The sequence below is a fragment of the Brevundimonas sp. ZS04 genome (assembly GCF_001956865.1).
Taxonomy (GTDB): Bacteria; Pseudomonadota; Alphaproteobacteria; order Caulobacterales; family Caulobacteraceae; genus Brevundimonas; species Brevundimonas diminuta.
Genome location: NZ_MTHE01000001.1, coordinates 1 through 23939 on the forward strand (window position 1 = coordinate 1; position 23939 = coordinate 23939).

Below are 23939 nucleotides of genomic sequence, written 5' to 3' on the forward strand. Positions count from 1 at the left end.
GGTCGGCTTGGCCGGTTCGGGCGGCGTCGGAATGCCCAGTCCGCTCGAGGTACTGTTGTCGAGGGGTTTGTTCTTGTTGAACATCTATACTCTCCGCGTCACGCCGGGACGACCGGCGTTTGGTCAATGTCAGCCCCTGAGGATACAATCCCTGCCGATACTTAGGGGGGGCTGAGACGGAGAGGTCAAGCGGGGCCTTTCGAACCCCGCTCGCCGATCACAGCGCTTCGACGGCGGCCAAAACCTCTTCGGCATGCCCCTTCACCTTCACGTTCCGCCAGGCGCGGCGGACCGCGCCCTGGCTGTCGATCAGGAAGGTGGCGCGTTCGATGCCCATGTATTCGCGGCCGTAGAGCTTCTTCTGCACCCAGACGCCCCAGGCTTCGGTGACCACCCCGTCTTCGTCTGAGCCGAGCACCACCTTGAGGTCATGCTTGGCCTTGAAGCGGTCCAGCTTCTTCACCGTGTCGCGGGACACGCCGATCACCACGGCGTCGGCCGCCGAGAACCGGTCGATCAGGGCCGAGAAGTCCTGGCCCTCGGTCGTGCAGCCCGGCGTGTCGGCCTTGGGGTAGAAGTAGAGGACGACGTTCTTGCCCTTCAGCCCGTCCAGCGACACGCGCCCGCCGCCATCCGTCGCCAGGTCGAAAGCAGGGGCGGGGGTGTTTTCGGTGATGTTGGTCACAGCGCTCTCCCTAAACCGGCCGCACCAGCACCAGCTTCTTCTTGCCGGCGCCGAGTTTCAGCACGCCGTCGGCGTTCAGGTCGGCCTCTTCGATCAGGCGGGCGCCGTCGTTGACGACCTCGTCGTTCAGGCGAAGGCCGCCGCCCTGGGCCAGACGGCGCGCTTCGCCGTTGGAGCCGCTGAGGCCCGCCTTGGTCGTAACGGCGGCGATCATGGCGCCGATCACTTCGTCACGCGGCAGTTCGACGGTCGGCAGGTCGGCCGACAGCTGACCCTTCTCGAAGGCGGCTTCAGCAGCGGCGCGGGCGGCCTGAGCGGCCTCGACGCCGTGCAGCATGGAGGTGGTGGCGTCGGCCAGGGCCTTCTTGGCCTCGTTGATCTCGGCGCCTTCCAGCGCCTCATACCGCTCGATCTGATCCAGAGGCAGGTCGGTGAACAGGCGCATGAAGCGGCCCACGTCGCCGTCCTCGGTGTTGCGCCAGTACTGCCAGTAGTCGAACGGCGACAGGGCGTCGGCGTTCAGCCACACGGCGCCGCCGACCGTCTTGCCCATCTTCTGGCCCGAGGCGGTGGACAGCAGCGGCGTGGTCAGGCCGAAGGCGGCCTTGTGGTCCACCTTGCGGGTCAGTTCAACGCCGTTGATGATGTTGCCCCACTGGTCCGAGCCGCCCATCTGCAGGGCGCAGCCATAGCGGCGGTTCAGTTCCAGGAAGTCCGTCGCCTGCATCAGCATGTAGTTGAACTCGAGGAAGGTCAGCGGTTGTTCGCGATCCAGGCGCAGCTTGACCGAGTCGAAGCTCAGCATGCGGTTGATGGTGAAGTGGGTGCCGTAGTCGCGCAGGAACTGCAGGTAGCCGAACTGCGACAGCCACTCGTCGTTATCCAGCATGACGGCGTCGGTCGGGCCGTCGCCGAAGGTCAGGAATTTCTCGAACACGCCTTTGATGCCGGCGATGTTCTCGGCGATCTTTTCCTCGGTCAGCAGGGGACGCTGGGTGTCCTTGAACGAGGGATCGCCGACCTTGGTCGTGCCGCCGCCCATCAGGACGATCGGCTTGTGTCCCGCCTGCTGCAGGCGGCGCAGCAGCATGATCTGGATCAGGTGACCGACGTGCAGCGACGGCGCCGTCGCATCGAAGCCGATATAGCCCGTGACCACGCCGGCCGCGGCCGCCTCGTCCAGTTCGACCGGGTGGGTGATCTGGTGAATATAGCCGCGCGCCTTCATCAGGCGCAGGAAGTCCGATTTGAAGGCGGTTTCGGAAACGGTATGGGTCGTGGGCTCGGTCATGGTCGGGTCCGTAGCATCAGAACCGGCGGCCGTCTTCCGAGGAATAATGCCGCCGAGGGAAGGGCGGCAAGGATCGCGGCCGCTCTCTAGTAGAGGCCGTAGTAATAGGCGGCGAAAAGGGCCGATTGCGCGATCATGGGCGCTAGCTACGTCGCGCCTGACGTGGCAGTCAAGCCGCCATGACGACCTCCCCGAAAAAGACTCTCCGCGTGCTCGGCTTCATGACCGGCACTTCGCTGGACGCCGTGGACATGGCGATGATCGAGACCGACGGTCACGACATCCTGTCTTTCGGTCCCGCCGGCGAGATGAAGCTGGACGGCGAGACCCGCGCCATCATCGAAGACGCGATCGACGACGCCTTCGACTGGGAACGCGACGAAGAAGAGCCGGACAGCTTTGAAGACGCGCGCATGGCCGTGGCCGACGCGCATCTGGCGGCGGCGCTCGGCTTCATGGCGGTGAACGGGGTGAAGTCCAGCGCGCTGGATCTGGTCGGCATTCACGGTCAGACGGTCTTGCACGAGGCGCCGACGCCGGATGCTCCGGGCCGCACGGTGCAGTTGATCGACGCTGTCAGCGTGGCCGAGGGACTGGGCGCGCCGGTGGCCTTTGATTTCCGTAGTGCAGACGTGGCGGCGGGCGGGCAGGGCGCGCCGCTGGCCCCTGTCTATCACGCGGCGCTGGTCCGTAAGGCGGGGATGGAGGGGCCGGTCGCCGTGCTGAACCTCGGCGGCGTTGGCAACATCACCCTGATCCGCGCTGACGGCGGGCTGGAGGCCTTTGACACCGGCCCGGCCAACGGCATGGTCGATCTTCTGGTCCAGTCCCGCATGAAGAAGCGGATGGACGAGGGCGGCCGTCTGGCGGCGGCGGGAACGGTCGATCCGGTCGTGCTGGACGCTTACCTGGCACATCCCTATTTCGCGGCGACCGGGCCGAAGTCGCTGGACCGCTTTGACTTTTCGCTGGACCCGGTGGCGGAACTGTCGCTGGAGGACGCGGCTGCGACCCTGACCGCCTTCGCGGCTCAGGCCGTGGCCCTGGGCGTCGCCCGCTGTTCGGAACAGCCGAAGGAGGTCGTCGTCTGCGGCGGCGGTCGCCACAACCCCGTGTTGCTGGCCGCCATTCGTGAACGTGTCGGCGTTCCCGTCTCTACGGCTGAGGACAAGGGCTGGCGCGGCGACTCGATCGAGGCTGAAGCTTTCGCGTTCCTGGCCGCGCGCTGCCGCATGGGCCTGCCGATCAGTTTTCCCGGCACGACGGGGGTCGCAAAGCCGATGACCGGCGGCCGGATTGTAGAGCCAGGAGAAGAATAGGGGTGGGGGCTTCATCGCGTTTCTGGGGCGTCGCCAGCGGTCTGGCGGCGGGCGCCCTGTGGGGTCTGGTGTTTCTGGCGCCGAAGGTCGTGCCCGAGGCTTCGCCGCTGCTGCTGACGGCGGGGCGGTATCTCGCCTATGGCCTGATCGCGGCTCTGTTAATCGCGCCGCGCTGGAGGCGGGCGACAGCGGCCCTGACGCGCAAGGCGTGGGGCGCGCTGGTCTGGCTGAGCCTGGCGGGCAATCTGATCTATTTCGCCTTTCTGGTGGTCGGCGTGCATTACGCGGGCGTTGCAGCCTCGGCCCTGATCGTCGGCATGGTGCCTGTGGTGGTGGCGCTATGGGGCCTGAAGGACAAGGACTCGCCGCCGCTGTCGCGCGTGGCGCCGCCGATCGCCGTGGCGGCGCTGGCGGTCGGCCTGATCGGCTGGGAATCGCTCAGCCAGGGCGGCGGCGCGGCGGCCCAAAGCGGAACGGCCACCCTGATCGGCCTGGGTTGCGCCGTGGCGGCCTTGCTGTCCTGGACCGCCTTCGCCGTAGGCAACAGTCGCTGGATGGGACGCTTGCCTGACGTCACCCCGCATGAGTGGTCGCTGCTGACCGGGGTGGTCACAGGAGGGCTGGCGCTGCTGCTGGTCATCCCGTCGCTGTTCATGCTGGACGGCATGACGGATGACGCCTGGCTGCGCCTGATCGGCGTCAGCGCAGGGGTGGCCATCTTCGCCTCCGTCATCGGCAACGCCTTCTGGAACCAGGCCAGCCGCCTGCTGCCCCTCACCATGCTGGGCCAGATGATCGTTTCCGAGACGTTGTTCGCCTTCATCTACGGCTTCATCTGGGAGCAGCGCGGCCCAACGGTGATCGAGGTCGTCGCCATGATCCTGATGATCGTCAGCGTCGTCTGGTGCGTTCGCGCTCACCGCCCGGCGGCCGTGGCGGCGGCGGAAGGCGAGCATTAGAAAACGACGTAATTTCGTCTTAATCTGCTGTCCAAGTTCTTCATCGGGAGGGACACATGATTGCATGGATCGCCACACTGTTTCTGTTGGGTCAGGCAGAGGTCACCTCGCACTCCAGTGAACTGAGCGCCGAGGCGCGAGCCCTGATTGCTCCCGTGCTTGAAACAATCACCGAGGAACAGCGACGACAAGCGCAAGCGCCGCCTCCTCAGGATCACGAGGAACGTTTTCTCCGGATGTATCGCCTGGATCAGATGGGGCGACAGGCGATGCAGAAAGTCGATCTGAGTATTCTTCCTCCGGATCAGGAGCAGGCCGCCAACAAGGCGATGTGGCAGGTTCAGGAGGAGGTGGACGAAGCCAATCTCAACGCCTTGCTCGCCATGCTGCCGCCGGAAGGCTGGTTCCTCAAAAGCCGCTATGGCGAGGGGCCGTCGCAGACGGCCTTTCTCATCATCCAGCATTCAAACCTTGAGCAGTGGCGACGTTTCGTGCCGGTGCTCGAGCCTCTCGTGGCGACGGGCGAGGTTGATGGGGCGCAGTTCGGTCTGATGTACGATCGACTGGCCGTGAACGAGGGGCGTCCGCAACGCTACGGGACGCAAGTGACCTGCAAGAATGGACGCTGGGTCATCGACTACGACAACCTTGAGGATCCCGCGAACGCCGACCGCCGTCGCGCGGAAGCAGGATTTCCGCATACGCTGGCGCAGTACGAAGCGCGTTTCGCCTCCTGGCCGACTTGCCGCGAAAACTGAGCAACGCTCGCCGTCGCCATGCGTTGAGGTCATAGCGGACCGGGCCCCTCTGGCGACCCTTCATCGCGATGTCGGCCGCGTCGTTGGAAACGGCTCGCGAAGGCGTCGATGGAACTGTTGCTATTGGAGTGGTTGGGCAAGCCCGTCTGGATGTGGGCGGGTTTCCTGACGGTCGTCATCGCCTTGCTGGCGCTGGATTTAGGGCTGTTCAATCGGCGCGATCATGAGATCGGGGTTCGCGAAAGCTTGGCGCTGTCCGCCTTCTACGTCGCCGTGGCTTTGGCCTTCGGCGCGTGGCTGTGGTCATCGCAAGGGGCTGACAGCGCCGTCGAATACCTGACCGCCTACGCTGTCGAGAAAAGTCTGGCGATGGACAATGTCTTCGTCATCGCCTTGATCTTCAGCGCCTTTTCCGTGCCGCGCCTCTATCAGCACCGGGTTCTGTTCTGGGGGGTGCTAGGCGTCATCGTTCTGAGGGCGATCATGATCGGCGGGGGTGCGGTGCTGGTCGCCCGCTATCACTGGGTGCTTTATCTGTTTGCCGGGTTTCTGATCCTCACGGGCGTGAAGATGTTCTTTTCGCGCGGCGAGGAAACGGACATCGCCGATAACGCCCTGCTGAAGTGGTTCCGGCGACGGATGCGGGTGACGAACGACCTGCACGGGCACGCCTTCTTTGTCCGCACGCAAAGCCGCCGCTCCGGCGAGGTGAAGCTGCACGCTACGCCGCTGTTTCTGGCCTTGGTGACGATCGAGATCGCTGACGTGATCTTCGCCGTGGACTCCGTGCCGGCGGTCTTCGCCATCACGACGGACGCCTATGTCGTCTACACGTCCAACATCTTCGCCATATTGGGGCTGAGGGCGCTCTATTTCGCCCTGGCGGCGGTGATTCACCGCTTCGCCTATCTGAAGCAGGCGCTGGCCGTTCTGCTGGTTTTCATCGGCGGCAAGGTGTTCGCCGCGCCGTTGCTGGGGATCGAGAAGGTGCCGCCCGCCGTCTCCCTGTCGGTGACGGCGGCGATCCTGGCGACGGGAGTGGTCTGGTCCCTGTGGCGGACCCGCGCGGAGGCCGGACCTCCGCGCTGATCTTCAGGACGTCAGGCCGGCTTTTCGGCCAGGCGCTTGTCCAGATAGGCGCCGACGCGGCGCTCGACAGCGCCGATATGGTCCTGCCAGAAGTGGGTCGCGCCTTCTTCCAGCTCATAGTCGATGACGATGCCCTTCTGGGTGCGCAGCTTATTGACCACGCGCTCGACCTCGGCCGGGGGCACCACCGTGTCGGCCGTGCCATGCAGGAACAGGCCCGAGGCCGGGCAGGGGGCCAGGAAGCTGAAGTCGTAGATGTTCGAGGGCGGCGACACCGAGATGAAGCCGTCGGTCTCGGGGCGGCGCATCAGCAACTGCATGCCGATGTAGGCGCCGAACTGATAGCCCGCGACCCAGGTCTGGGTGGCGGCAGGGTTGTTGGCCTGCAGCCAGTCCAGCGCCGTGGCCGCATCGGCCAGTTCGCCGATGCCGCTGTCGAACTCGCCCTGGGACTTGCCCACGCCGCGCGAGTTGTAGCGCAGGGTGGCGAACCCGCGCTGAACGAACAGCTGGTGCATCGTCAGGGCGACCGGGTTGTTCATGTGCCCGCCCGCCTTGGGGTGCGGGTGCAGGATCAGGGCGATCGGCGCATCAGGCCGCTTGCCGGGCGAATAACGGCCTTCGATGCGGCCAGAGGCGCCGGGCAGAATGACTTCAGGCATGGATCGCGGTCCCTACAATCAATAGAGGTTTCGCCGGACGGATAATACTTGACCGAGGAGGTAGGACTTTCTAAGTCCCCGGTGCGTGACGCACTCGCCAGCGAGGCCGGGGGTCTTAGCATGGCCGCCCCAAAAAGCGTTAGAATTTTGAGGTTATAGGGATGCGCCTGTCGACAAAGGGACGTTACGCCGTGATGGCGATGGCCGATCTGGCGAAAAACGGCTCGGGCCGGGCCGTGTCCCTGGCCGAAATCGCCACCCGTCAGGAAATCTCGCTCAGCTATCTGGAGCAGTTGTTCGCGCGTCTGCGCAAGGGCGGGCTGGTGAAGAGCATTCGCGGGCCGGGCGGCGGCTATCGCCTGGCCAAGGGGCCGGAGGAGACGGTCGTGGCCGACATCGTTCTGGCCGTCGACGAGCCGATCCGCGCCACGCGCTGCGCGGCCCATGGCACGCCGCGGGGATGCATGACCGGCGGCGCGCGCTGCATCACCCACGATCTTTGGGAAGATCTGGGCGCCGAGATCCATCGCTATCTCGCCGGGGTCAGCCTGGCCGATGTGATTGAAAAACGCACGAACCGGGCGCGCATGGGTCAGAAGGATCCGGCGTCCATGGAGGCAGCAGCGTGAGCGTATATCTGGATTACAACGCCTCGGGTCTGGTTCGTCCTGAAGTTCAGGAAATCATGGCTAAGGCCTTGGCCGACAACGGCAACCCTTCGGCCGTGCACGCCGCCGGTCGACGCGCCCGAGCTCGTATCGAGACGGCGCGCGCCCAGGTGGCCGATCTGGTCGGCGCCGATCCGACGGCGATCATCTTCTCTTCGGGCGGGACCGAGTCCAACGCCCAGGCGATCCACAGCGCCCTGGCCGCTGGTTGTGAGCGACTGATCGTCGGCGCGACCGAGCACCCTTGCGTGGCCGAGGCCGCCGCCGTCAGCGGCGTTCCGGTTGAAGTTCTGCCGGTGGATGCGGATGGCGTGCTCGATCTGGCCTGGCTGGCCGAGGCGTTGGCGCGTCCGGGCCGTGCGGTCGTCGCTATTCATCACGCCAACAATGAAAGCGGCGTGATCCAGCCGATCGCTGAGGCGGCGGCTCTGGCTCGCGCGGCAGGCGGCTGGTTGCATGTCGACGCCATTCAGTCGGCGGGCAAGATTCCCGTGACCATGCGTGTGCTCGGCGCTGACAGCCTGACCCTTTCGGCGCACAAGCTGGGCGGGCCGCAGGGTGTGGGCGCTCTGGTGCTGAGGGACGGCGTTTCAGCCGTGCGCATCTTGCATGGCTCTGGACAGGAGCGGGGCCTCCGCGCCGGAACCGAGAACGTGCCAGGGATCGCCGGCTTCGGCGTCGCCGCCGACTGCGCCGCGCGTGATCTGGACGCCGCCATGGCTCATGTCGCCTGGCGCGACGCGGCCGAGGCCAAGGTCAAGGCGGCGGGTGCGACCGTCATCGGCGGCGCGGTCGAGCGCCTGCCCAACACCCTGTTCATGGCGGTTGAGGGCTGGGACAGCCCGCAGCAGCTGATCACCCTCGATCTGGTCGGGGTCATGGTCTCGGCCGGTTCGGCCTGTTCGTCGGGCAAGGTCAAGCCATCCAAGGCGATCAGCGCCATGGGTCTGCATCATCTGGCGACCGGCGGCGTGCGCGTCTCCGGGGGCTGGGGCACGACCGAGGCTGACTGGAATCGCTTCGCGGATGCCTGGGTCATGGCCTGGGATAAGCACAAGGCGCGCTTGCAAGAGCGCGCAAAGGAAATCGCGTAACTTATGGCTATCGTTCAGGAAACAATCGATACGGTCGCGGAGCTGGAGCGATACAAGTACGGCTTCACTACTGACGTCGAGCAAGAGTTCGCCCCCAAGGGCCTGAACCCCGACATCATCCGCTTCATCTCTGAAAAGAAGGGCGAGCCGGAGTGGATGCTGGAATGGCGTCTGGCCGCCTATGAGCGCTGGCTGGCGATGGAAGAGCCGACCTGGGCGGCGGTGAAATACGATCCCGTCGACTATCAGGATCTCTACTACTACGCCGCGCCGGTGAAGAAGGAGGGGCCGAAGTCGCTGGACGAGGTCGATCCCGAGCTGCTGGAGGTTTACGCCAAGCTGGGCATTCCGCTGAAGGAGCAGGAGGTTCTGGCCGGCGTCCAGGGCGCGCCCAAGGTGGCGGTCGACGCCGTGTTCGACAGCGTCTCGGTCGTCACCACCTTCAAGGAGGAGCTGGCCAAGGCGGGCGTGATTTTCATGCCGATTTCCGAAGCTTTGCGTGAATATCCTGATCTGGTGCGTCAGTATCTGGGCACGGTCGTTCCGGTCAGCGACAACTATTTCGCGGCCCTCAACAGCGCGGTCTTTTCCGACGGTAGCTTCGTCTACATCCCGCCGGGCGTGCGCTGCCCGATGGAGCTGTCGACCTATTTCCGCATCAACGCCAGCCAGACCGGCCAGTTCGAGCGCACCCTGATCATCGCCGACAAGGGTTCCTACGTCTCCTATCTTGAAGGCTGCACCGCGCCGATGCGCGACGAGAACCAGTTGCACGCGGCGGTCGTGGAGATCATCGCCCTGGACGACGCCGAGGTGAAATACTCGACGGTTCAGAACTGGTACCCCGGCGACGCCGAGGGCAAGGGCGGCATCTACAACTTCGTCACCAAGCGCGCCGACTGCCGCGGCGATCGTTCAAAGGTCAGCTGGACCCAGGTCGAGACCGGCTCGGCCGTCACCTGGAAATACCCGTCCTGTATCCTCAAGGGCGAAGAAAGCTCGGGCGAGTTCTACTCCATCGCCATCACCAACGGTCATCAGCAGGCCGACACCGGCACCAAGATGCTGCACCTGGGCAAGAACAGCCGCAGCCGCATCATCGCCAAGACGGTCTCGGCCGGTAAGTCGGACTCGACCTATCGCGGTCTGGTGTCGATCCACCCCAAGGCGACCGGCGTGCGCAACTTCACCCAGTGCGACAGCTTGCTGATCGGCAAGGAGTGCGGCGCCCACACCATTCCCTATATCGAGGTCCGCAACGGCTCGGCCCAGCTTGAGCACGAAGCGACCACGACCCGCCTGTCCGAGGACCAGCTCTTCTACGCCCAGCAGCGCGGTCTGTCGGAAGAGGAGGCCGTGGCCCTGCTGGTCAACGGCTTCGTCCGCGACGTCCTGCAGGAACTGCCGATGGAGTTCGCCGTCGAGGCCCAGAAGCTGGTGGCGATCAGCCTCGAAGGCTCGGTCGGCTGAGTGAGTTGAAGAAGAAAAACAATGCTTAAGATCAATAACCTGCACGTCTCCGTCGCCGACAAGCCGATCCTCAAGGGGCTGACGCTGGACGTGCCTGCGGGCGAAGTTCATGCAGTCATGGGGCCGAACGGGGCGGGCAAGTCGACGCTGGGCTACAGCCTGTCGGGCCGTCCCGGTTATGAGGTGACGGATGGTTCCGCCTCGTGGAACGGCGTGGATCTGCTGGACATCGAACCGGCCGAGCGCGCGGCGGCGGGTCTGTTCCTGTCGTTCCAGTATCCGATCGAGATTCCCGGCGTTCCGGCTATGACCTTCATCCGCACGGCGCTGAACGCCCAGAAGCGCGCGCGCGGCGAGGAAGAGGTTTCGGCCCCGGCCTTCCTGAAGCTGGTCAAGGCGGCGTCGCAGTCGCTGAAGATGGACTTCGACATGCTGAAGCGGCCGCTGAACGTCGGCTTCTCCGGCGGTGAGAAGAAGCGGATGGAGATCCTGCAGATGGCCCTGCTGGAGCCGTCGCTGCTGATCCTGGACGAGACGGACTCCGGCCTCGACATCGACGCCCTGCGCATCGTCGCCGACGGCGTGAACGCCATGCGCAGCCAGGAACGGTCGATGCTGGTGATCACCCACTATCAGCGCCTGCTGGACTACATCAAACCGGACCGCGTGCACGTTCTGGCGGGCGGCCGCATCGTCGCCTCGGGCGGGCCGGAACTGGCGCATGAGCTGGAGGCGGAAGGCTACGACAAGTTCCTGCCGGAGGCGGCATGAAGGCGCTGGCCCGGCTAGATCTGACCGACGCCGCGACCTTCCCCTCGCGGCGGGTTGAGGAATGGAAATACAGTGATCTGAAGCGCCTTCTTCGTGAAGCGCCTGAACCGTCCGGCACCGCCGTCGTGGGCGCGCCGGGGCCGTTCTATGATCTGGGCGGCGACGCGGTCGTCTTCGCCAACGGCCGCCCGGTCGGGGTGAAGGACTATATCGCCTCGGGCGAGCAGACGCTGCGCCTGCGCTTTATCTCGGACGCTGTAGGCACTGGCCACACGGCGGCGGCGCGCATCGTCGCCCGTCCCGGCGCGCGCCTGCTGCTGTTGGAGACGCATGAGGGCAAGGGCTCGGCCTATGTCGCCCACAACAAGGTCGAGATCGACGTCGCCGCCGACGCCGAAGTTATCCGGATCGTCCTGACCGACGAGCCCGCCGACGCCATTTCTGTGGCCGAGGCCGAGGTGCGGCTGGAGGCGGGCGGGCGCTATCGTCAGACCATCGTCGCCACCGGCGCCAAACTGCAACGTCTTGAGACCCGCCTGCGCCACGGAGCGGAAGGCGCCGACGCGCGCGTGGACGGCCTCTATCTGCTGAACGGCGCGCGCCATTCGGATCAGACCTCGGTGATCGACCACGTCGCGGCCAACGGCACGACCAGCCAACTGATCAAGGGCGTGGTCCGCGACGAGGCGCGCGGCGTTTTCCAGGGCAAGATCCTGGTTCAAAAGGGCGCCGACGACACCGACGCACGGATGGGCCACCACGGCCTGATCGCTTCGGATCGCGGCGAGATCGACGTGAAGCCCGAGCTGATCATCTACGCCGACGAGGTGCAGTGCGCCCACGGCGCGACCGTCGGGACGCTGGACGAAAGCGCCCTGTTCTACATGCAGCAGCGCGGCATTTCGGCCGATGAGGCCCGCGCCCTGTTGACCCATGCCTTCCTGATCGAGGTCGTCGACCGGATCGAGCACGAAGGCGCCAGAGAGGTGGTGCGGGAATGGCTGACGGCTCGCCTGTGACCAACGCTTCCGTGACGGGGTTCGATCCCTATGCCGCACGCGCGCAGTTCCCGATCCTGTCGCGACAGGTGAATGGAAAGCCGCTGATCTATCTGGACACCGCCGCCTCGGCGCAGAAGCCGCGCGCCGTCATCGACGTCTTGGTCGCGTCGATGACGGGCAGCTACGCCAACGTCCACCGGGGTCTGCACACCCTGTCGAACGAGGCGACGGAGGCCTATGAGCGTGCGCGCGAGATCGTGGCTCGCTTTTTGAACGCGCCCTCGGCCGACAATATCGTCTGGACCAAGGGCGGGACCGAAGCGATCAATCTGGTCGCCAACGGCGTCGGCCTGTCGATCCAGCCGGGCGATGAGATCATCGTCACCGAGATGGAGCACCACTCCAACATCGTGCCCTGGCACTTCCTGCGCGAACGGCGCGGGGCGGTGCTGAAATGGGCGCCGATCAGGGACGACGGTTCGCTGGACATGGAAGCCTTCGCCGCCCTGCTGGGGCCGAAGACGAAGCTGGTCGCCGTCACCCACATGTCGAACGTGCTGGGCACCATCAATCCGGTCGCTGAGATCACCCATCTGGCCCATGCGGTCGGGGCGCGGGTGCTGGTCGACGGCTGCCAGGGCGCGGTCCACGCGGCGCCGGATGTTCAGGCCATCGGCTGCGACTACTATGTCCTGACCGGGCACAAGCTTTTCGCGCCCACGGGCATCGGCGTCCTTTGCGGCTCGACTGAGGCGCTGGAGGCCCTGCCGCCGTATCAGGGCGGCGGCGAGATGATCGTTACGGTCGAGAAGGAAGGCGTGACCTACGCCAAGCCGCCGCACCGTTTCGAAGCGGGCACGCCGCCGATTCTGGAAGCCATCGGCATGGGCGCGGCGGTCGAGTGGCTGTCGCAATATGATCCGGCGGCCATTCAGGCGCATGAAATGGCGCTGTATCACCATGCCGTCGAGCGCTTGCGGGGGCACAACTGGCTGCGGATTCTGGGCGAGGCGGAAGGGAAGGGCGCCATCCTGACCTTCACCGTCGAGGGCGCGCACGCCCATGACGTGGCCCAGATCATGGACCGTTACGGCGTCGCCGTCCGCGCCGGACTGCACTGCGCTGAGCCACTGGCGAAAAGACTGGGCGTGAGCGCAAGCGCGCGCGCCTCCTTCGCCTTATATAACACCATGGAGGATACAGACGCCTTCGTGGACGCGCTGATCAAGGCGCGGAACTTCTTCGTGTGACGAGTATGGACGCCAAGACCGACAACGCGATCAGCGACAGCGACGCCTTCGCCGCCAGCTGGGACGAGCCGCAAAAGAGCGCCTTGTCCCAGACCGAGCTGGACAAGCTGACGGACGACCTGATCGAGGCGCTGAAGACGGTGTACGACCCGGAAATCCCGGTCGACATCTATGAACTGGGCCTGATCTACAAGGTCGACGTGTCTGACGACCGCGACGTGCTGGTCGAGATGACGCTGACGGCGCCGGGTTGCCCCGTGGCGGGCGAGATGCCCGGCTGGGTCGAGACGGCGGTGGCCAAGGTCGAGGGCGTGCGCAGCGCCAAGGCCAACCTGGTGTTCGATCCGCCGTGGGACTCCTCCAAGATGAGCGACGAGGCCAAGCTGGCCCTGAACATGTTCTGAGGAGGCCCTGATGACCGAACTTCAGACTGCAACGACCCGGCCCCGGCGGCCCCGGCCCAAGGCGGTGACCCTGACGGACGCCGCCGCCGCGCGCGTGCGCGAAATCATGGACAACGCTGAGAAGGACTACGTCGGCCTCCGCGTCGGCGTGAAGAACAGCGGCTGCGCCGGGCAGGAATACACCTTCGCCTATGCGGAAGAAGCCCTGCCGCTGGACGAGGTGGTCGAGGACAAGGGCGTCACCATCCTGATCGAGCCCAAGGCCGTTCTGTTCCTGATCGGCACCGAAATCGACTATGAGGTGACGAAGCTGGCCTCGAAATTCGTCTTCCGCAATCCGAACGAGACGGACGCCTGCGGCTGCGGCGAGAGCGTCACCATCATCCCCGCCGCTGCTCTGGACGCCGACTGACATGATCCGATTGGAGGGGGTGACCCGGCGCTATCGCAGCGCGGCGGGCGACCGCACGGCGCTGGACGCCGTCGATCTGCATGTCGCGCGCGGCGAGGTGTTCGGCGTGGTGGGCCGTTCGGGGGCGGGCAAGTCTACCCTGATCCGCGCCATCAACCGGCTGGAGACGCCTGATGCGGGCAAGGTCTTCGTTGATGGGCAGGAAATTACCGCCCTGAACGCCGCCGAACTGCGGGCCGCGCGGCGCGGCATAGGCATGATCTTCCAGCACTTCAATCTGCTGAACGCCAAGACGATCGAGGACAACGTCGCCTTCCCCTTGCGGCTGGAAGGGCGGCCTGAGGCTGAGGTGAAGGCGCGGGTGAGGGAGCTTCTGGCCCAGCTGGGGCTGGCCGATCATGCCAAGAAGCACCCGTCCCAGTTGTCGGGCGGCCAGAAGCAGCGCGTCGGCATCGCCCGCGCCCTGGCCTGCGGGCCTAGCGTCCTGCTGTGCGACGAAGCGACCAGCGCCCTCGACCCCGAGACGACCGAAGACATCCTGACCCTGCTGGACGGGCTGAACCGCGATCTCGGTCTGACCATCGTCCTGATCACCCATCAGATGGAGGTGGTGCGCCGCGTCTGCGATCGGGTGGCGGTGCTGAAGGACGGCCGGATCGTGGAGCAGGGCGCGACGGCCGACGTCTTCCTGCATCCGCAGCACGCCGTGACCCGCGCCATGCTGGCCGAGGGCGAGGAGACGGTCGACGCCTCGGTCGCGCCCGCCGGGGCGCGCATGGCTCGTCTGACCTTCCGTGGCCCGTCGACCTATGAGCCGGAACTGAGCCGCGTCGCACGCACGGCGGGCGTGGATTACTCAATCCTGTCGGGCCGGATCAGCCGCATCCGGGGCGAGCCCTATGGTCAGATGACGGTCGCCTTCAACGGCGGCGACGCCGAGGCGGCTCTGGCGCAACTGGCCGCGCGCGGCGTCGTGGTGGAGGCGGTCTGATGTTCGCCAATGTGGACTGGGCCGATATCGGCAAGGCGACGATCGACACCCTGCTGATGCTGGGCGGGTCGATGGTGCTGACGGTGATCCTGGGCGTGCCGCTGGGCGTGCTGCTGTATCTGTCGGGCAAGGGGCGGCTGGCGGCCAATCCGGTGCTGAACGCCTTGCTGTCCTTTGTGGTCAATGTGCTGCGTTCGGTGCCCTTCATCATCCTGCTGATCGTCATGCTGCCGGTGACGGTGCTGCTGGTCGGCACATCGCTGGGCGTGGCGGGCGCCATTCCGCCGCTGGTCGTTGGTGCCGCGCCCTTCTATGCGCGCCTGGTCGAGACAGCGCTGCGCGAGGTGGACAAGGGCGTGGTCGAGGCGACCCAGGCCATGGGCGGCTCGACTTTCCAGATCGTGACGCGGGCTCTGTTGCCCGAGGCTATGCCGGGCATCATCGCCGGCGCGACCGTCACCGCCATCGCCCTGGTCAGCTACACCGCCATGGCGGGCGTAGTGGGGGCGGGCGGTCTGGGCGACCTGGCTATCCGCTTCGGCTATCAGCGGTTCCAGACCGACGTCATGGCCGTGACCGTAGTTCTGCTGCTGATCCTCGTACAAATTCTGCAGATGATCGGCGACCGTCTGGTCGCTAAGGTCTCGCACCGCTGATTTTACGAAAGCCTGCCCTATGATCCGCCGTTCGCTGCTGCTGTCCGCCGCCGCTGTCCTGACGCTCGCCGCCTGCAGCCAGGGCGCGGACAAGAAGGCGGGGGCCGAGGGCGCGCCCCTGCTGGTCGGCGCCACCGCCGTGCCGCATGCCGAAATCCTCGAGCAGGTGAAGCCGATCCTGGTCGCCGAAGGCGTGCCGATCGAGATCAAGGTCTTCAATGACTACGTTCAGCCGAACGTGCAACTGGCTGAAAAGCGGCTGGATGTGAACTACTTCCAGACCAAGCCCTATCTGGACGAGTTCAATACGGCGCGCGGCACGAGCTTGGTCACTGTGGCCGGGATCCACGTCGAGCCGCTGGGCCTGTATTCGCGCAAGCACAAGGCGCTGGCCGATCTGCCGAACGGCGCCCAGGTGGTTCTGCCCAACGATGCGTCGAACACCGGTCGCGCCCTGCTGCTGCTGCAGGCGGCGGGCCTGATCACCTTGGCGGATCCGCAAAACCCGCTGCAAACGGTGCGCGACATCGCGACCAATCCCAAGGGGCTGAAGTTCCAGGAGGTTGAGGCCGCGACCATCCCGCGGATCCTGCCCCAGGTGGACGGCGCGGTGATCAACACCAACTACGCCCTCGACGCCGGGCTGAAGCCCAAGACCGACGCGCTTCAACTGGAAGGCGCCGACAGCCCCTATGTGAACTATCTGGTCGCCCGCCCGGACAATCAGAACGACCCGCGCATCCAGGCCCTGGCCAAGGCCCTGCGCGGCCAGGCGATCAAGGACTTCATCGCTTCGAAGTATGAAGGCGCTGTGATCCCGGCGGCCTAGGCTGCGGCGTTGACCGCCTCGGCCGCTGCGGCGGCCTTGGCGGCCTCGTCCGGGGTGGAGACAAGAACGGCGGGCGTGACCGGCTGACCCGTCGCCTCGGCGATCAGTTCCGCCGTCTTGCCTTCCACGGCTGCCTCCAGCCGTTCCAGGAACTCGGCCTTGGGCAATCCGGTCGGGATCGGTTCGAGGAATTCCAGCGTCGCCGTGCCGGGGTTCTTCCGGTACTCTTCCAGCGGCCAGAACAGGCCCAGGTTGGTCGCCAGCGGCACGACCGGCATGTCGAAGTCGCGATACATGTGCCAGACGCCCGAACGGTAACGGTACTTCTCGCCGACCTTGGCCAGATTCCCTTCCGGATAGATCAGGATCTTGCGCCCCTCGCGATTGGCGTCGGCGGCGCGTTCCTTGAGCGCGGCGCGCGCGGCGTGGCCGCCGCAGTTGTTGACGACGATGGCGCCCAGCTTCTTCAGCACGGTTCCCAACAGGGGGAACTTCTCCAGATGGTCGCCGGTGACGAAGGCCACGTCGTCGAACTGATCATAGGTGGCGAAGCCGTCGCCCCAGCTCTGGTGCTTCGAGGCGATGATGAAGGCGCCGGTCGGGATTCGTTCCTTGCCGCGCGTCTCGATGCGGATGCCCGCGAACAGGCTCATGGCCTGCACCATGCGCCGGACATAGCGGCGGATGATCCAGCTTGTAGCCTTGCGGCCCGGCGCCAGTGCCGCAAAGGCTGCGGCCAGGCCGTAGGTGATGGAAAGCGCCCAATAGGCGATGTTGAACAGCAGGCTTCGCATCTGGCGACTATGCCAGCCTGCCGTTCAGAGGCGAGCGTAAAGTGAAGCCTGGAGGATCAGCGCAGCGGTTGACCCGCGCGGATACGGGCGATGACGGCTTCCAGTTGCGCCTGAGGCATGCCGCCGGGGATCAGGTTGCCGTTGATGATGAAGGCGGGGGTTCCGCTCAGGGCCAACGCCGAGGCTTCGCGCGTATTGCGCAGGATCACCGCGTCGATCTCTTCGCGGTGCGTGGCCAGGTCGCGATCCAGCTGGTTCATGTCGACCCCGGCCGCGCGTGCGAGGCTGCGCGCCTGCTGGTCGGTCTCGATACGCCCCTTGGCGCCCATGAAGGCCTTGTGCACCTCATGGTACTTGCCCTGGTAGTTGGCGGCCATCGCCAGACGGGCCACGTTCTCGGACACGGCGCCGAAGATGGGCCATTCCTTGTAGAGGATGCGCACCTTGGGATCGGCCTTCATCAGGCCTTCCAACTCTGGGATCATCATTTTGCAGTAGGGGCAGTTGTAGTCCATGAAGCCGATGATGATGATGTCTGCGTTCTCGGCGCCGATGAACGGCGTCGCCGGATCGCGCAGCAGGTCGCTGAAGCCGACTTCCGCCACCATGGGTAGATCCTGAGCGCCCGACGTCCCAGCCGCGGCGACGGTCGCCGGAGCATTGCCAGCGTCGGCCGGACCGCACGCGGCCAGGGTCAGGGCGACGGCGAGCTTCACTGCGAGGGCGGGGTTCTTCATCGGGTCAGGCTTTCCTGCTTCGTTCGACGCGCGGATGCACGATCAGGTCGGGGAGGGACCGCGCCAGGGCGACGGTTGATGCTTCTTGGTCGAGGCGTCCGCTTAAGTCACGCTTAAGGCGGCGGGCGACGCCTTGTTCAGGCGGGCGATCTCGGCGGCGACCTGTTCGGGCGCGATCTCGCCCATGTGCGCCTTCGCCAGCGTGCCGTCCGCATGAAGGAAGAGCGTTACCGGAATGCCGACCGTGCGATAGTGACGCGGCAGGGCCATGCCGGTGTCGAACAGGACGTGGCGTAGGGATAGGCCCTCGCGCGCCAGGTATTCGCCGACCGTCTCCCGGCTCTCGCCCTGATTGATGAACAGGAAACGGATGCCGGGGTGAGACTGCTCGGCTTGCGCCAGGGCCGGCATCTCTCGGCGGCACGGCGGGCACCAGGTCGCCCAGATGTTGATGACGGTGGGCTGATTGACGGACTGGGCCAGATCGATCGGCGGGCCTTCCAACTGGACCAGAGTCAGTTCGGCGGGAGGCAAGGGCTCGGTCGCCGAGGCCAGTTGATGCGTCGTGACCCAGACCAGCGCGGCCGCCGCCACAGGGGCGATGGCCCAGGCGCGTTCCTGCCGGGTCTTCAGAAGCAGGAAGGTGGCCAAGGCGATGAAGGGCAGAACCCACAACCAGGCGAATTCGCCTTGCCACACGGCGAAGGCGCGCATGGGATCGCCGCTGAAATACGCCCAGTTGGCGACGACATGGGCCAGGCGGGCGACGGCGACCCCACCAATGGCGACGACCGTGCTCCACAGGTTGAAGCGGCCGCTGATCCGGCTGACCAGGATGCTGGAGCCGATCATGAAGACGATGATGCCGGCGATGATGGCGAGACGCTCGCCGGACAGGACCAGGGGGCCGAGCGACAGGCTGTTCATTCGGCCGCCCCCGCTCGTTCCAGCGAGGTCAGGACGGCGCGGGCCGAGGCCTCGCCGATCAGGCGGCTTTCGGCGGCTTCCTTCGAGGTTCTGGACAGGAAGATCATGGTCGGCGGCCCGACGACGCCATATCGGTCGAGCAGATCGCGTACTTCGGGCGTGCTTTGGGTCACATCGACCTTGATCAGGTCGACAGCGCCGAGTTCGGCGAGGACTTCATCGTGCTGGAAAACCTCGCGCTCCATGACGCGGCAACTGACGCACCATTCCGCGGTGAAATAGACCAGAGCGGGGCGAGACTTGGCGGCGGCCTGGGCGACGGCGGTCTCAAGCGCAGCATTGTCGGCAACCACGACCGCCGGAGCGGCTGTGAGAGAAGAGACGCCGTCGGCCGCGAGCGCGGGGCGAGCCAGCGGGGCCAGGGGCCGCCAGGGACTGACGGCGTCGAGGCTGACGCCTATCAACAGCAGTATGCCCCAGACGGCGGCGATCAGGCCGGCCGCGCGAGCGACGCTGTTCAGGACGCCCGACGCCGCCGGGCGGAACAGGCCCAGGGCGGCGGCGGCCGCGAAGCACAGGGCTGCGCCCAGAGAAAGGGTCGCGACTGGCGGCAGGATGCGGCTGGCCAGCCACCAGGCCATGCCCAGGAAGATGAAGCCGAAAACGATCTTCACGCGGTTCATCCACGCTCCGGCCTTGGGCAGGAAGCGCGCGCCCGCGGTTCCGAAGACGATCAGCGGCACGCCCTTGCCCAGCCCCAGGAAGAACAGGGCGGCGGCGCCGAGAATCACATCCCCAGTCTGGGCGATATAGAGCAGGGCTCCAGCCAAAGGGGCGGTGACGCAGGGGCCGGCGATAAGCGCCGACAGGAAACCCAGCCCAGACGCCGAGACCACGGAACGCCGTCCCGTCCCGGTGTCGCGCGACAGGCGGCTGGTCCAGGCTGAGGGCAGTTGAAGCTCGAAGGCGCCGAACATGGAAACTGCTAGGACTGTGAAAACGACGGCCAGGCCGCCTACGGCCCAGGGCGATTGCAACACCATCTGCAGGTTCTGACCCGACCAGGCGGCGGCGACGCCCAGCAGGCCGAAGGCCACAGCCAGACCCAGGACATAGGCGACCGACAGCAGCAGGCCGCGCCGGGTGCCTTGCCCGTCCACGCCCCGTCCGATAACGCCCGCCAGGATGGGGTACATGGGAAAGACGCAGGGCGTGAACGCCAGCAACACGCCGAAGCCGAAAAAGGCCAGCAGCACCCAGACCGTTCCTCCCTGGCGCGACAGCCGGTCAACGAAGCCCTGATCCTGTTGCAACTGGACGGCGGCTGCGGGGAGGACGACATCCGCCTCAGTTGCATCGATGAGCACAGGTTCCGCCTCGGCGCTTTCGGCGGCGTCGGACGTCTGAGCCGCCGGTGTCTTCTGCAAGGCGAGTGCGGCTGCGGCCTGGGCCGTTGCGGCTTCGGCCTCGCGCGAGGCGATGCGGGCGCTCGGCAGGGCGGGGACATCGACCGTTCGCGTGGTCGGCGGATAACAGATCGAGTTTTCCAGACACCCCTGATAGGTGATGTTGATCGACGCAGGCTCGTTCGCGCGCTTCAGCGCGTCCGCCGACAGAACCGCGCGCCCAGCATCGCGCCAGATATCGACGACGCCGAAGCCGGGGTCGTCCTTCTTTTCTCCGGCTCGAAGGCGAAGGGGAAGCGCAGTCTTGCCGTCCGGCGCCGTGGCGGCCGTATGGTCCTTGTAGAGATAGTGCCCCGGCGCGATCTTCCAGGCGAAGACCGTGTCGCCGTCGGCTTCACGCGAAATCTGAAGGGTGAACGCCTCTTCAGGGGAAAGCAGAGGCTGGCCGAAGCTCTGACCCAGCCCCTGGGCCAGGCTCGGCGCCGGAGCTGACAGCATGAGGACGGCCAGGGCCGCCAGGAGGCGCGAGAAAATGATCTTCATACCTGTTTGGGTCGGAGAATGAGCTTAAGTCAGGCTTAAGCCGAGGTTCGCATCAATAGCCAATGAGATTGCTCACTGTAGAAGACGATCCGGTTCTGGCCGACGGATTGCGTGTCGGCCTTGGGGCCTGCGGCTGGACCGTCGAGCCGGTCGCCAGGGTCGAGGACGCTCTGGCTGCGCTCGAAAGCTCGACCTTTGACGCGGTCGTGCTGGATCTGGGCCTGCCGGATGGCGACGGCCTGGAGATCCTGCGCTTCGTACGGCGCCGAGACATGGACGTCGGCGTGGTGATCCTTTCAGCGCGCGACGATAGCCGCGATCGCATCGCGGGGCTGGACGCCGGGGCCGACGACTATGTGGGCAAGCCGTTCGATCTGGATGAGCTGGCGGCGCGCCTAAGGGCGGTCCGTCGCCGTCTGTTGGGGCGTTCACAACCGGCGCTGTCGTACGAGGGGGTGACGCTGGACCCGAAGTCGCGCCTGGCATGGCGGGGCGAGGGCGACCTGCACCTGTCGCGGCGCGAGTTCGCCATCCTTGAAGCCCTGATGGAGCGCCCGTCGCAGGTGCTGTCGCGCAGCCAGTTGGAGGAACGCCTCTACGGTTGGCAGGAGGATATCGGCTCCAACGCCGTCGAGGTCCACATCCATCACCTGCGCGCCAAGCTGGGCGCCGACTTCATCCGCACGGTGCGCGGTCTGGGGTACAAGCTCCAATGATGTCCATCCGAACGCGGCTGTTCGCCATTCTGGCGCTGGTGACCGCCTTGGTCTGGGGCGGGGCGGTCGTCTGGGTCGAAGTTCAGACACGCAATGAGGTGCAGCGCGTGCTGGACCGACGTCTGATGGAGTCGGCCCGGATGGTGTCGTCCATGATGCAGCCGGGCAGTCTGTCGCCTGTCGTCAATGAAGAAGGGGGCGGCCGTCTGGCGGCTTATGACCAGCAACTGGCCTGCCAGATATGGTCGATGCAGGGCGAGTTGATCGCACGGTCGCGAAGCGCGCCATCCGCCATGTTGGCCAGCGGCGAGGATGGATTCTCCGAACGCGTGATCGATGGCGAGCGTTGGCGCGTCTACACCGTCCATGTGCCCGAAGGCGGCTATCGTGTCATGGTCGGCGACAATCTCGCGGTCCGTGAACATCTGGTGGGCAGCGTCGTCACCGGCCTGCTGGGGCCGGCTGTTCTGGGCCTGCTGGCGCTTGGCGTTCTGATCTGGTGGTCGGTGGGGGCGGGCCTGCGGCCCATTCAGCAGATGACCCAGGCGCTCGCCAGTCGTCGAGCGGACGACCTGACGCCGGTTGATGTGGCGCCGGGCGGCAAGGACTTGCAGCCTTTCGTTTCGGCGCTGAACGACCTGATCGCCCGCGTCAGCGAAGCGCGTCGCCGAGAGACCGAGTTCACCGCCGCCGCCGCTCATGAACTGCGGACGCCGCTGGCGGGCCTGCGGGTTCAAGCGCAGATCGCGGCCAATGCGACGGATGAGGGCGTGCGCAAACACGCGCTGGAGCAGATACAGACCTCGGTCGACCGCACTGCGCGCCTTGTGACGGGGCTTCTGGCGTTGGCGCGTGAAGACGAGGCGGCTATCGAAGCCGATGATAGGCGCTGGATCGACTTGCACACCCTGTTCGCCAATGACGCGGATGCGCGTTTGGAAGTCCTAGATCAGCCCTTCCGGATTTACGTTCAGCCGGATCGTTTCGAGACGGCGGCCGCCAATCTGCTGGCCAATGCTCAAGCCATGGCCAGCAGCCGTATCCGTGTCGCGGTCGAAGGTCAGGGGAACGACGCCATTCTGGTGGTCGAGGACGACGGTCCCGGCGTTTCGACGGCTGATCTGGAGCGCCTGGGCCGCCGCTTCTTCCGCACCTCCGATGCGCCGGTCGGCGGCAGCGGTCTGGGCCTATCCATCGTACTGTCGACGATGAAGGCGCATGGCGGGGCTGTGCGCTTTACGCCCTCGGCGCTGGGCGGCTTGCGGGTCGAACTGGACGGCCTGCCGATCCGGCCGGCCTGATCGAAGGCTCAGGCGGGCATTTCGATGGCGGCCACGGCCTGCGCCGCCAGACCTTCGTTGCGTCCGACGAAGCCCATTTCCTCGCTGGTCGTGGCCTTCACGCTGACGGCGTCCAGCGGCAGCTTCAGCAGGCCCGCCAGCCGCTCGCGCATGGCCAGCCGGTGCGGCTTCACCTTGGGCTGCTCGCAGATCAGGGTCACATCGACATTGATGATGCGGCCGCCGCGCAGGGCCACACGCTCCGCGGCGTAGACCAGAAAGCGATCAGACGAGGCGCCCTTCCACTTGGGGTCGCTGGGCGGGAAGTGGTCGCCGATGTCGCCGTCGGCGATGGCGCCCAGAATGGCGTCCGTCAGGGCGTGCAGGCCCGCATCGGCGTCGGAGTGGCCGATCAGGGTCCGATCGTGCGGAATCTCAACCCCGCACAGCCAGACGGAGGCTCCCGGCCCCCAGCGGTGGACGTCATAGCCTTGGCCGATGCGGGTGACGGTGCGGGCGGCGGACAGGGCCTCGGCCATGGCGAAATCCTCTGGATAGGTCAGTTTCATCAGGCGCCGATCGCCCGGGATCAGTCGGACGCGGCCGCCCGCGCGCTCGACCACGGCGGCTTCGTCGGTGGCGGCTTCATCAGCGGGCCAGACGGCATAGGCGTCGCGGATGGTCTTGATGCGGAAGGCCTGCGGGGTCTGGGCGCGCCACAGGTTCTCGCGATCTACGGCGCCGACGACCATGCCCTGATCGCCTCGGCGCAGGCTGTCCGCGACGGGCAGGGCGGGCAGGGCGCCGTCGGCGCTTTCCAAACTGGCCAACAGGCCCGCGATTACCTCAGGGCTCAAAAAGGGACGGGCGGCGTCGTGGATCAGCACCGGCTCTTCATCGGCGCCAGTCAGGGCTGACAGGCCTGCGCAGACGGATTCGGCCCGCGTGTCGCCGCCCGTGACGGCCCGCCACCCAGTCAGGCCCGCAAGGGCGGACTGAAGTTCCGATGCAGCGTCAGCGGCGATCACGACGACGACTTCGCGCGCGCCTGCGTCCAGCAAGGCCTCGACCGGCCAGCGCACGACGGGTTTGCCGGCGACGATGCGCCACTGTTTGCCGCCGCCCGCTCTGGAGCCTGAACCGGCGGCCACGACGATCGCTGAGAATCCCATGCGGGTCTTCTAGGCGTCCCGGTTCCGCTTGACGAGAGGGGCCTTCTTCGGCGCT

General features: G+C 66.2%; 25 protein-coding genes. 17 read left to right on the forward strand and 8 right to left on the reverse strand.

Annotated features, from left to right (window positions below):
* Positions 1-217: 217 nt before the first annotated feature.
* Together BJP32_RS00005 and tyrS are read right to left on the reverse strand one after the other, a co-directional pair.
* On the reverse strand, positions 218-685 hold the full coding sequence (locus tag BJP32_RS00005; protein ID WP_046653955.1) for a peroxiredoxin: 468 nt from the start codon (positions 683-685) through the stop codon (positions 218-220).
* Positions 686-695: 10 nt separating this feature from the next.
* The gene (tyrS, locus tag BJP32_RS00010; RefSeq protein ID WP_046653956.1) at positions 696-1976 is read right to left on the reverse strand and encodes a tyrosine--tRNA ligase; all 1281 of its coding nucleotides are present in this window, start codon (positions 1974-1976) and stop codon (positions 696-698) included.
* Positions 1977-2155: 179 nt separating this feature from the next.
* Here tyrS and BJP32_RS00015 point away from each other — a divergent pair, with 179 nt between their 5' ends.
* The 4 genes from BJP32_RS00015 (at position 2156) to BJP32_RS00030 (ending at position 6101) form a co-directional block, all read left to right on the forward strand.
* Positions 2156-3295 (forward strand): anhydro-N-acetylmuramic acid kinase, encoded by a 1140-nt coding sequence (locus tag BJP32_RS00015; protein ID WP_046653957.1) that lies wholly within the window; start codon positions 2156-2158, stop codon positions 3293-3295.
* 2 nt (positions 3296-3297) lie between these two features.
* Positions 3298-4254, forward strand: coding sequence for a DMT family transporter (locus tag BJP32_RS00020; RefSeq protein WP_076222440.1), 957 nt, complete (start codon positions 3298-3300; stop codon positions 4252-4254).
* A gap of 56 nt (positions 4255-4310) precedes the next feature.
* On the forward strand, positions 4311-5012 hold the full coding sequence (locus tag BJP32_RS00025) for a DUF6624 domain-containing protein (RefSeq protein ID WP_046653960.1): 702 nt from the start codon (positions 4311-4313) through the stop codon (positions 5010-5012).
* Positions 5013-5120: 108 nt separating this feature from the next.
* Positions 5121-6101 carry a TerC family protein gene (locus BJP32_RS00030; protein WP_046653965.1) on the forward strand — a complete coding sequence of 327 codons (981 nt, stop codon included), beginning with the start codon at positions 5121-5123 and terminating at the stop codon, positions 6099-6101.
* Between the two features lie 11 nt (positions 6102-6112).
* On the opposite strand, the gene BJP32_RS00035 is transcribed toward BJP32_RS00030, so the two are convergent.
* Positions 6113-6763 carry an alpha/beta hydrolase gene (locus BJP32_RS00035; protein ID WP_003164840.1) on the reverse strand — a complete coding sequence of 217 codons (651 nt, stop codon included), beginning with the start codon at positions 6761-6763 and terminating at the stop codon, positions 6113-6115.
* A 161-nt stretch (positions 6764-6924) separates the two neighbouring features.
* On the opposite strand from BJP32_RS00035, the gene BJP32_RS00040 reads away from it, so the two are divergent.
* From BJP32_RS00040 to BJP32_RS00090, 11 genes are read left to right on the forward strand one after another with little or no spacing between them, the layout of a single operon-like run.
* Positions 6925-7392 carry an Rrf2 family transcriptional regulator gene (locus tag BJP32_RS00040; RefSeq protein ID WP_046653966.1) on the forward strand — a complete coding sequence of 156 codons (468 nt, stop codon included), beginning with the start codon at positions 6925-6927 and terminating at the stop codon, positions 7390-7392.
* The gene (locus BJP32_RS00045; RefSeq protein ID WP_046653967.1) at positions 7389-8525 is read left to right on the forward strand and encodes a cysteine desulfurase family protein; all 1137 of its coding nucleotides are present in this window, start codon (positions 7389-7391) and stop codon (positions 8523-8525) included. Before BJP32_RS00040 ends, BJP32_RS00045 begins: the two co-directional genes overlap by 4 nt.
* 3 nt (positions 8526-8528) lie before the next feature.
* Positions 8529-9995 carry a Fe-S cluster assembly protein SufB gene (gene sufB / locus BJP32_RS00050; protein WP_046653969.1) on the forward strand — a complete coding sequence of 489 codons (1467 nt, stop codon included), beginning with the start codon at positions 8529-8531 and terminating at the stop codon, positions 9993-9995.
* Between the two features lie 21 nt (positions 9996-10016).
* Positions 10017-10766, forward strand: coding sequence for a Fe-S cluster assembly ATPase SufC (gene sufC / locus BJP32_RS00055; RefSeq protein ID WP_046653971.1), 750 nt, complete (start codon positions 10017-10019; stop codon positions 10764-10766).
* Positions 10763-11785, forward strand: coding sequence for a Fe-S cluster assembly protein SufD (gene sufD, locus BJP32_RS00060; protein ID WP_046653973.1), 1023 nt, complete (start codon positions 10763-10765; stop codon positions 11783-11785). The genes sufC and sufD overlap by 4 nt, the downstream gene beginning before the upstream one ends.
* Positions 11764-13017: an aminotransferase class V-fold PLP-dependent enzyme gene (locus BJP32_RS00065; protein WP_046653974.1), complete on the forward strand. Its 1254-nt coding sequence runs from the start codon at positions 11764-11766 to the stop codon at positions 13015-13017. Before sufD ends, BJP32_RS00065 begins: the two co-directional genes overlap by 22 nt.
* A 5-nt stretch (positions 13018-13022) precedes the next feature.
* Positions 13023-13421, forward strand: coding sequence for an SUF system Fe-S cluster assembly protein (locus tag BJP32_RS00070; protein WP_003164845.1), 399 nt, complete (start codon positions 13023-13025; stop codon positions 13419-13421).
* A gap of 10 nt (positions 13422-13431) precedes the next feature.
* A complete protein-coding gene (locus BJP32_RS00075; protein ID WP_040345340.1) occupies positions 13432-13833 on the forward strand; it encodes an iron-sulfur cluster assembly accessory protein in 402 nt (133 codons plus the stop codon).
* A gap of 1 nt (position 13834) precedes the next feature.
* A complete protein-coding gene (locus BJP32_RS00080) occupies positions 13835-14824 on the forward strand; it encodes a methionine ABC transporter ATP-binding protein (protein ID WP_046653975.1) in 990 nt (329 codons plus the stop codon).
* A complete protein-coding gene (locus BJP32_RS00085; RefSeq protein ID WP_003164848.1) occupies positions 14824-15480 on the forward strand; it encodes a methionine ABC transporter permease in 657 nt (218 codons plus the stop codon). Before BJP32_RS00080 ends, BJP32_RS00085 begins: the two co-directional genes overlap by 1 nt.
* A gap of 19 nt (positions 15481-15499) precedes the next feature.
* Positions 15500-16309, forward strand: a complete 810-nt coding sequence (locus BJP32_RS00090; protein WP_046653977.1) for a MetQ/NlpA family ABC transporter substrate-binding protein — start codon at positions 15500-15502, stop codon at positions 16307-16309.
* Here BJP32_RS00090 and BJP32_RS00095 read toward each other — a convergent pair.
* The 4 genes from BJP32_RS00095 to dsbD form a co-directional block, all read right to left on the reverse strand.
* Positions 16306-17103: a 1-acyl-sn-glycerol-3-phosphate acyltransferase gene (locus BJP32_RS00095; RefSeq protein ID WP_046653978.1), complete on the reverse strand. Its 798-nt coding sequence runs from the start codon at positions 17101-17103 to the stop codon at positions 16306-16308. The two genes, BJP32_RS00090 and BJP32_RS00095, sit on opposite strands and share 4 nt — an antisense overlap.
* Before the next feature lie 56 nt (positions 17104-17159).
* Positions 17160-17840 (reverse strand): DsbA family protein, encoded by a 681-nt coding sequence (locus BJP32_RS00100; protein ID WP_046653979.1) that lies wholly within the window; start codon positions 17838-17840, stop codon positions 17160-17162.
* Positions 17841-17942: 102 nt separating this feature from the next.
* On the reverse strand, positions 17943-18767 hold the full coding sequence (locus tag BJP32_RS00105) for a TlpA disulfide reductase family protein (protein ID WP_046653980.1): 825 nt from the start codon (positions 18765-18767) through the stop codon (positions 17943-17945).
* Complete coding sequence (gene dsbD, locus BJP32_RS00110) at positions 18764-20716, reverse strand: protein-disulfide reductase DsbD (RefSeq protein WP_046653981.1); 1953 nt, start codon at positions 20714-20716, stop codon at positions 18764-18766. The genes BJP32_RS00105 and dsbD overlap by 4 nt, the downstream gene beginning before the upstream one ends.
* Positions 20717-20778: 62 nt before the next feature.
* Here dsbD and BJP32_RS00115 point away from each other — a divergent pair, with 62 nt between their 5' ends.
* Together BJP32_RS00115 and BJP32_RS00120 are read left to right on the forward strand one after the other, a co-directional pair.
* The gene (locus BJP32_RS00115; protein WP_046653983.1) at positions 20779-21432 is read left to right on the forward strand and encodes a response regulator transcription factor; all 654 of its coding nucleotides are present in this window, start codon (positions 20779-20781) and stop codon (positions 21430-21432) included.
* Positions 21429-22733 carry an ATP-binding protein gene (locus BJP32_RS00120; protein WP_046653984.1) on the forward strand — a complete coding sequence of 435 codons (1305 nt, stop codon included), beginning with the start codon at positions 21429-21431 and terminating at the stop codon, positions 22731-22733. The genes BJP32_RS00115 and BJP32_RS00120 overlap by 4 nt, the downstream gene beginning before the upstream one ends.
* Before the next feature lie 8 nt (positions 22734-22741).
* On the opposite strand, the gene BJP32_RS00125 is transcribed toward BJP32_RS00120, so the two are convergent.
* Complete coding sequence (locus tag BJP32_RS00125) at positions 22742-23884, reverse strand: bifunctional 2-C-methyl-D-erythritol 4-phosphate cytidylyltransferase/2-C-methyl-D-erythritol 2,4-cyclodiphosphate synthase (protein ID WP_046653985.1); 1143 nt, start codon at positions 23882-23884, stop codon at positions 22742-22744.
* Between the last annotated feature and the right edge of the window lie 55 nt (positions 23885-23939).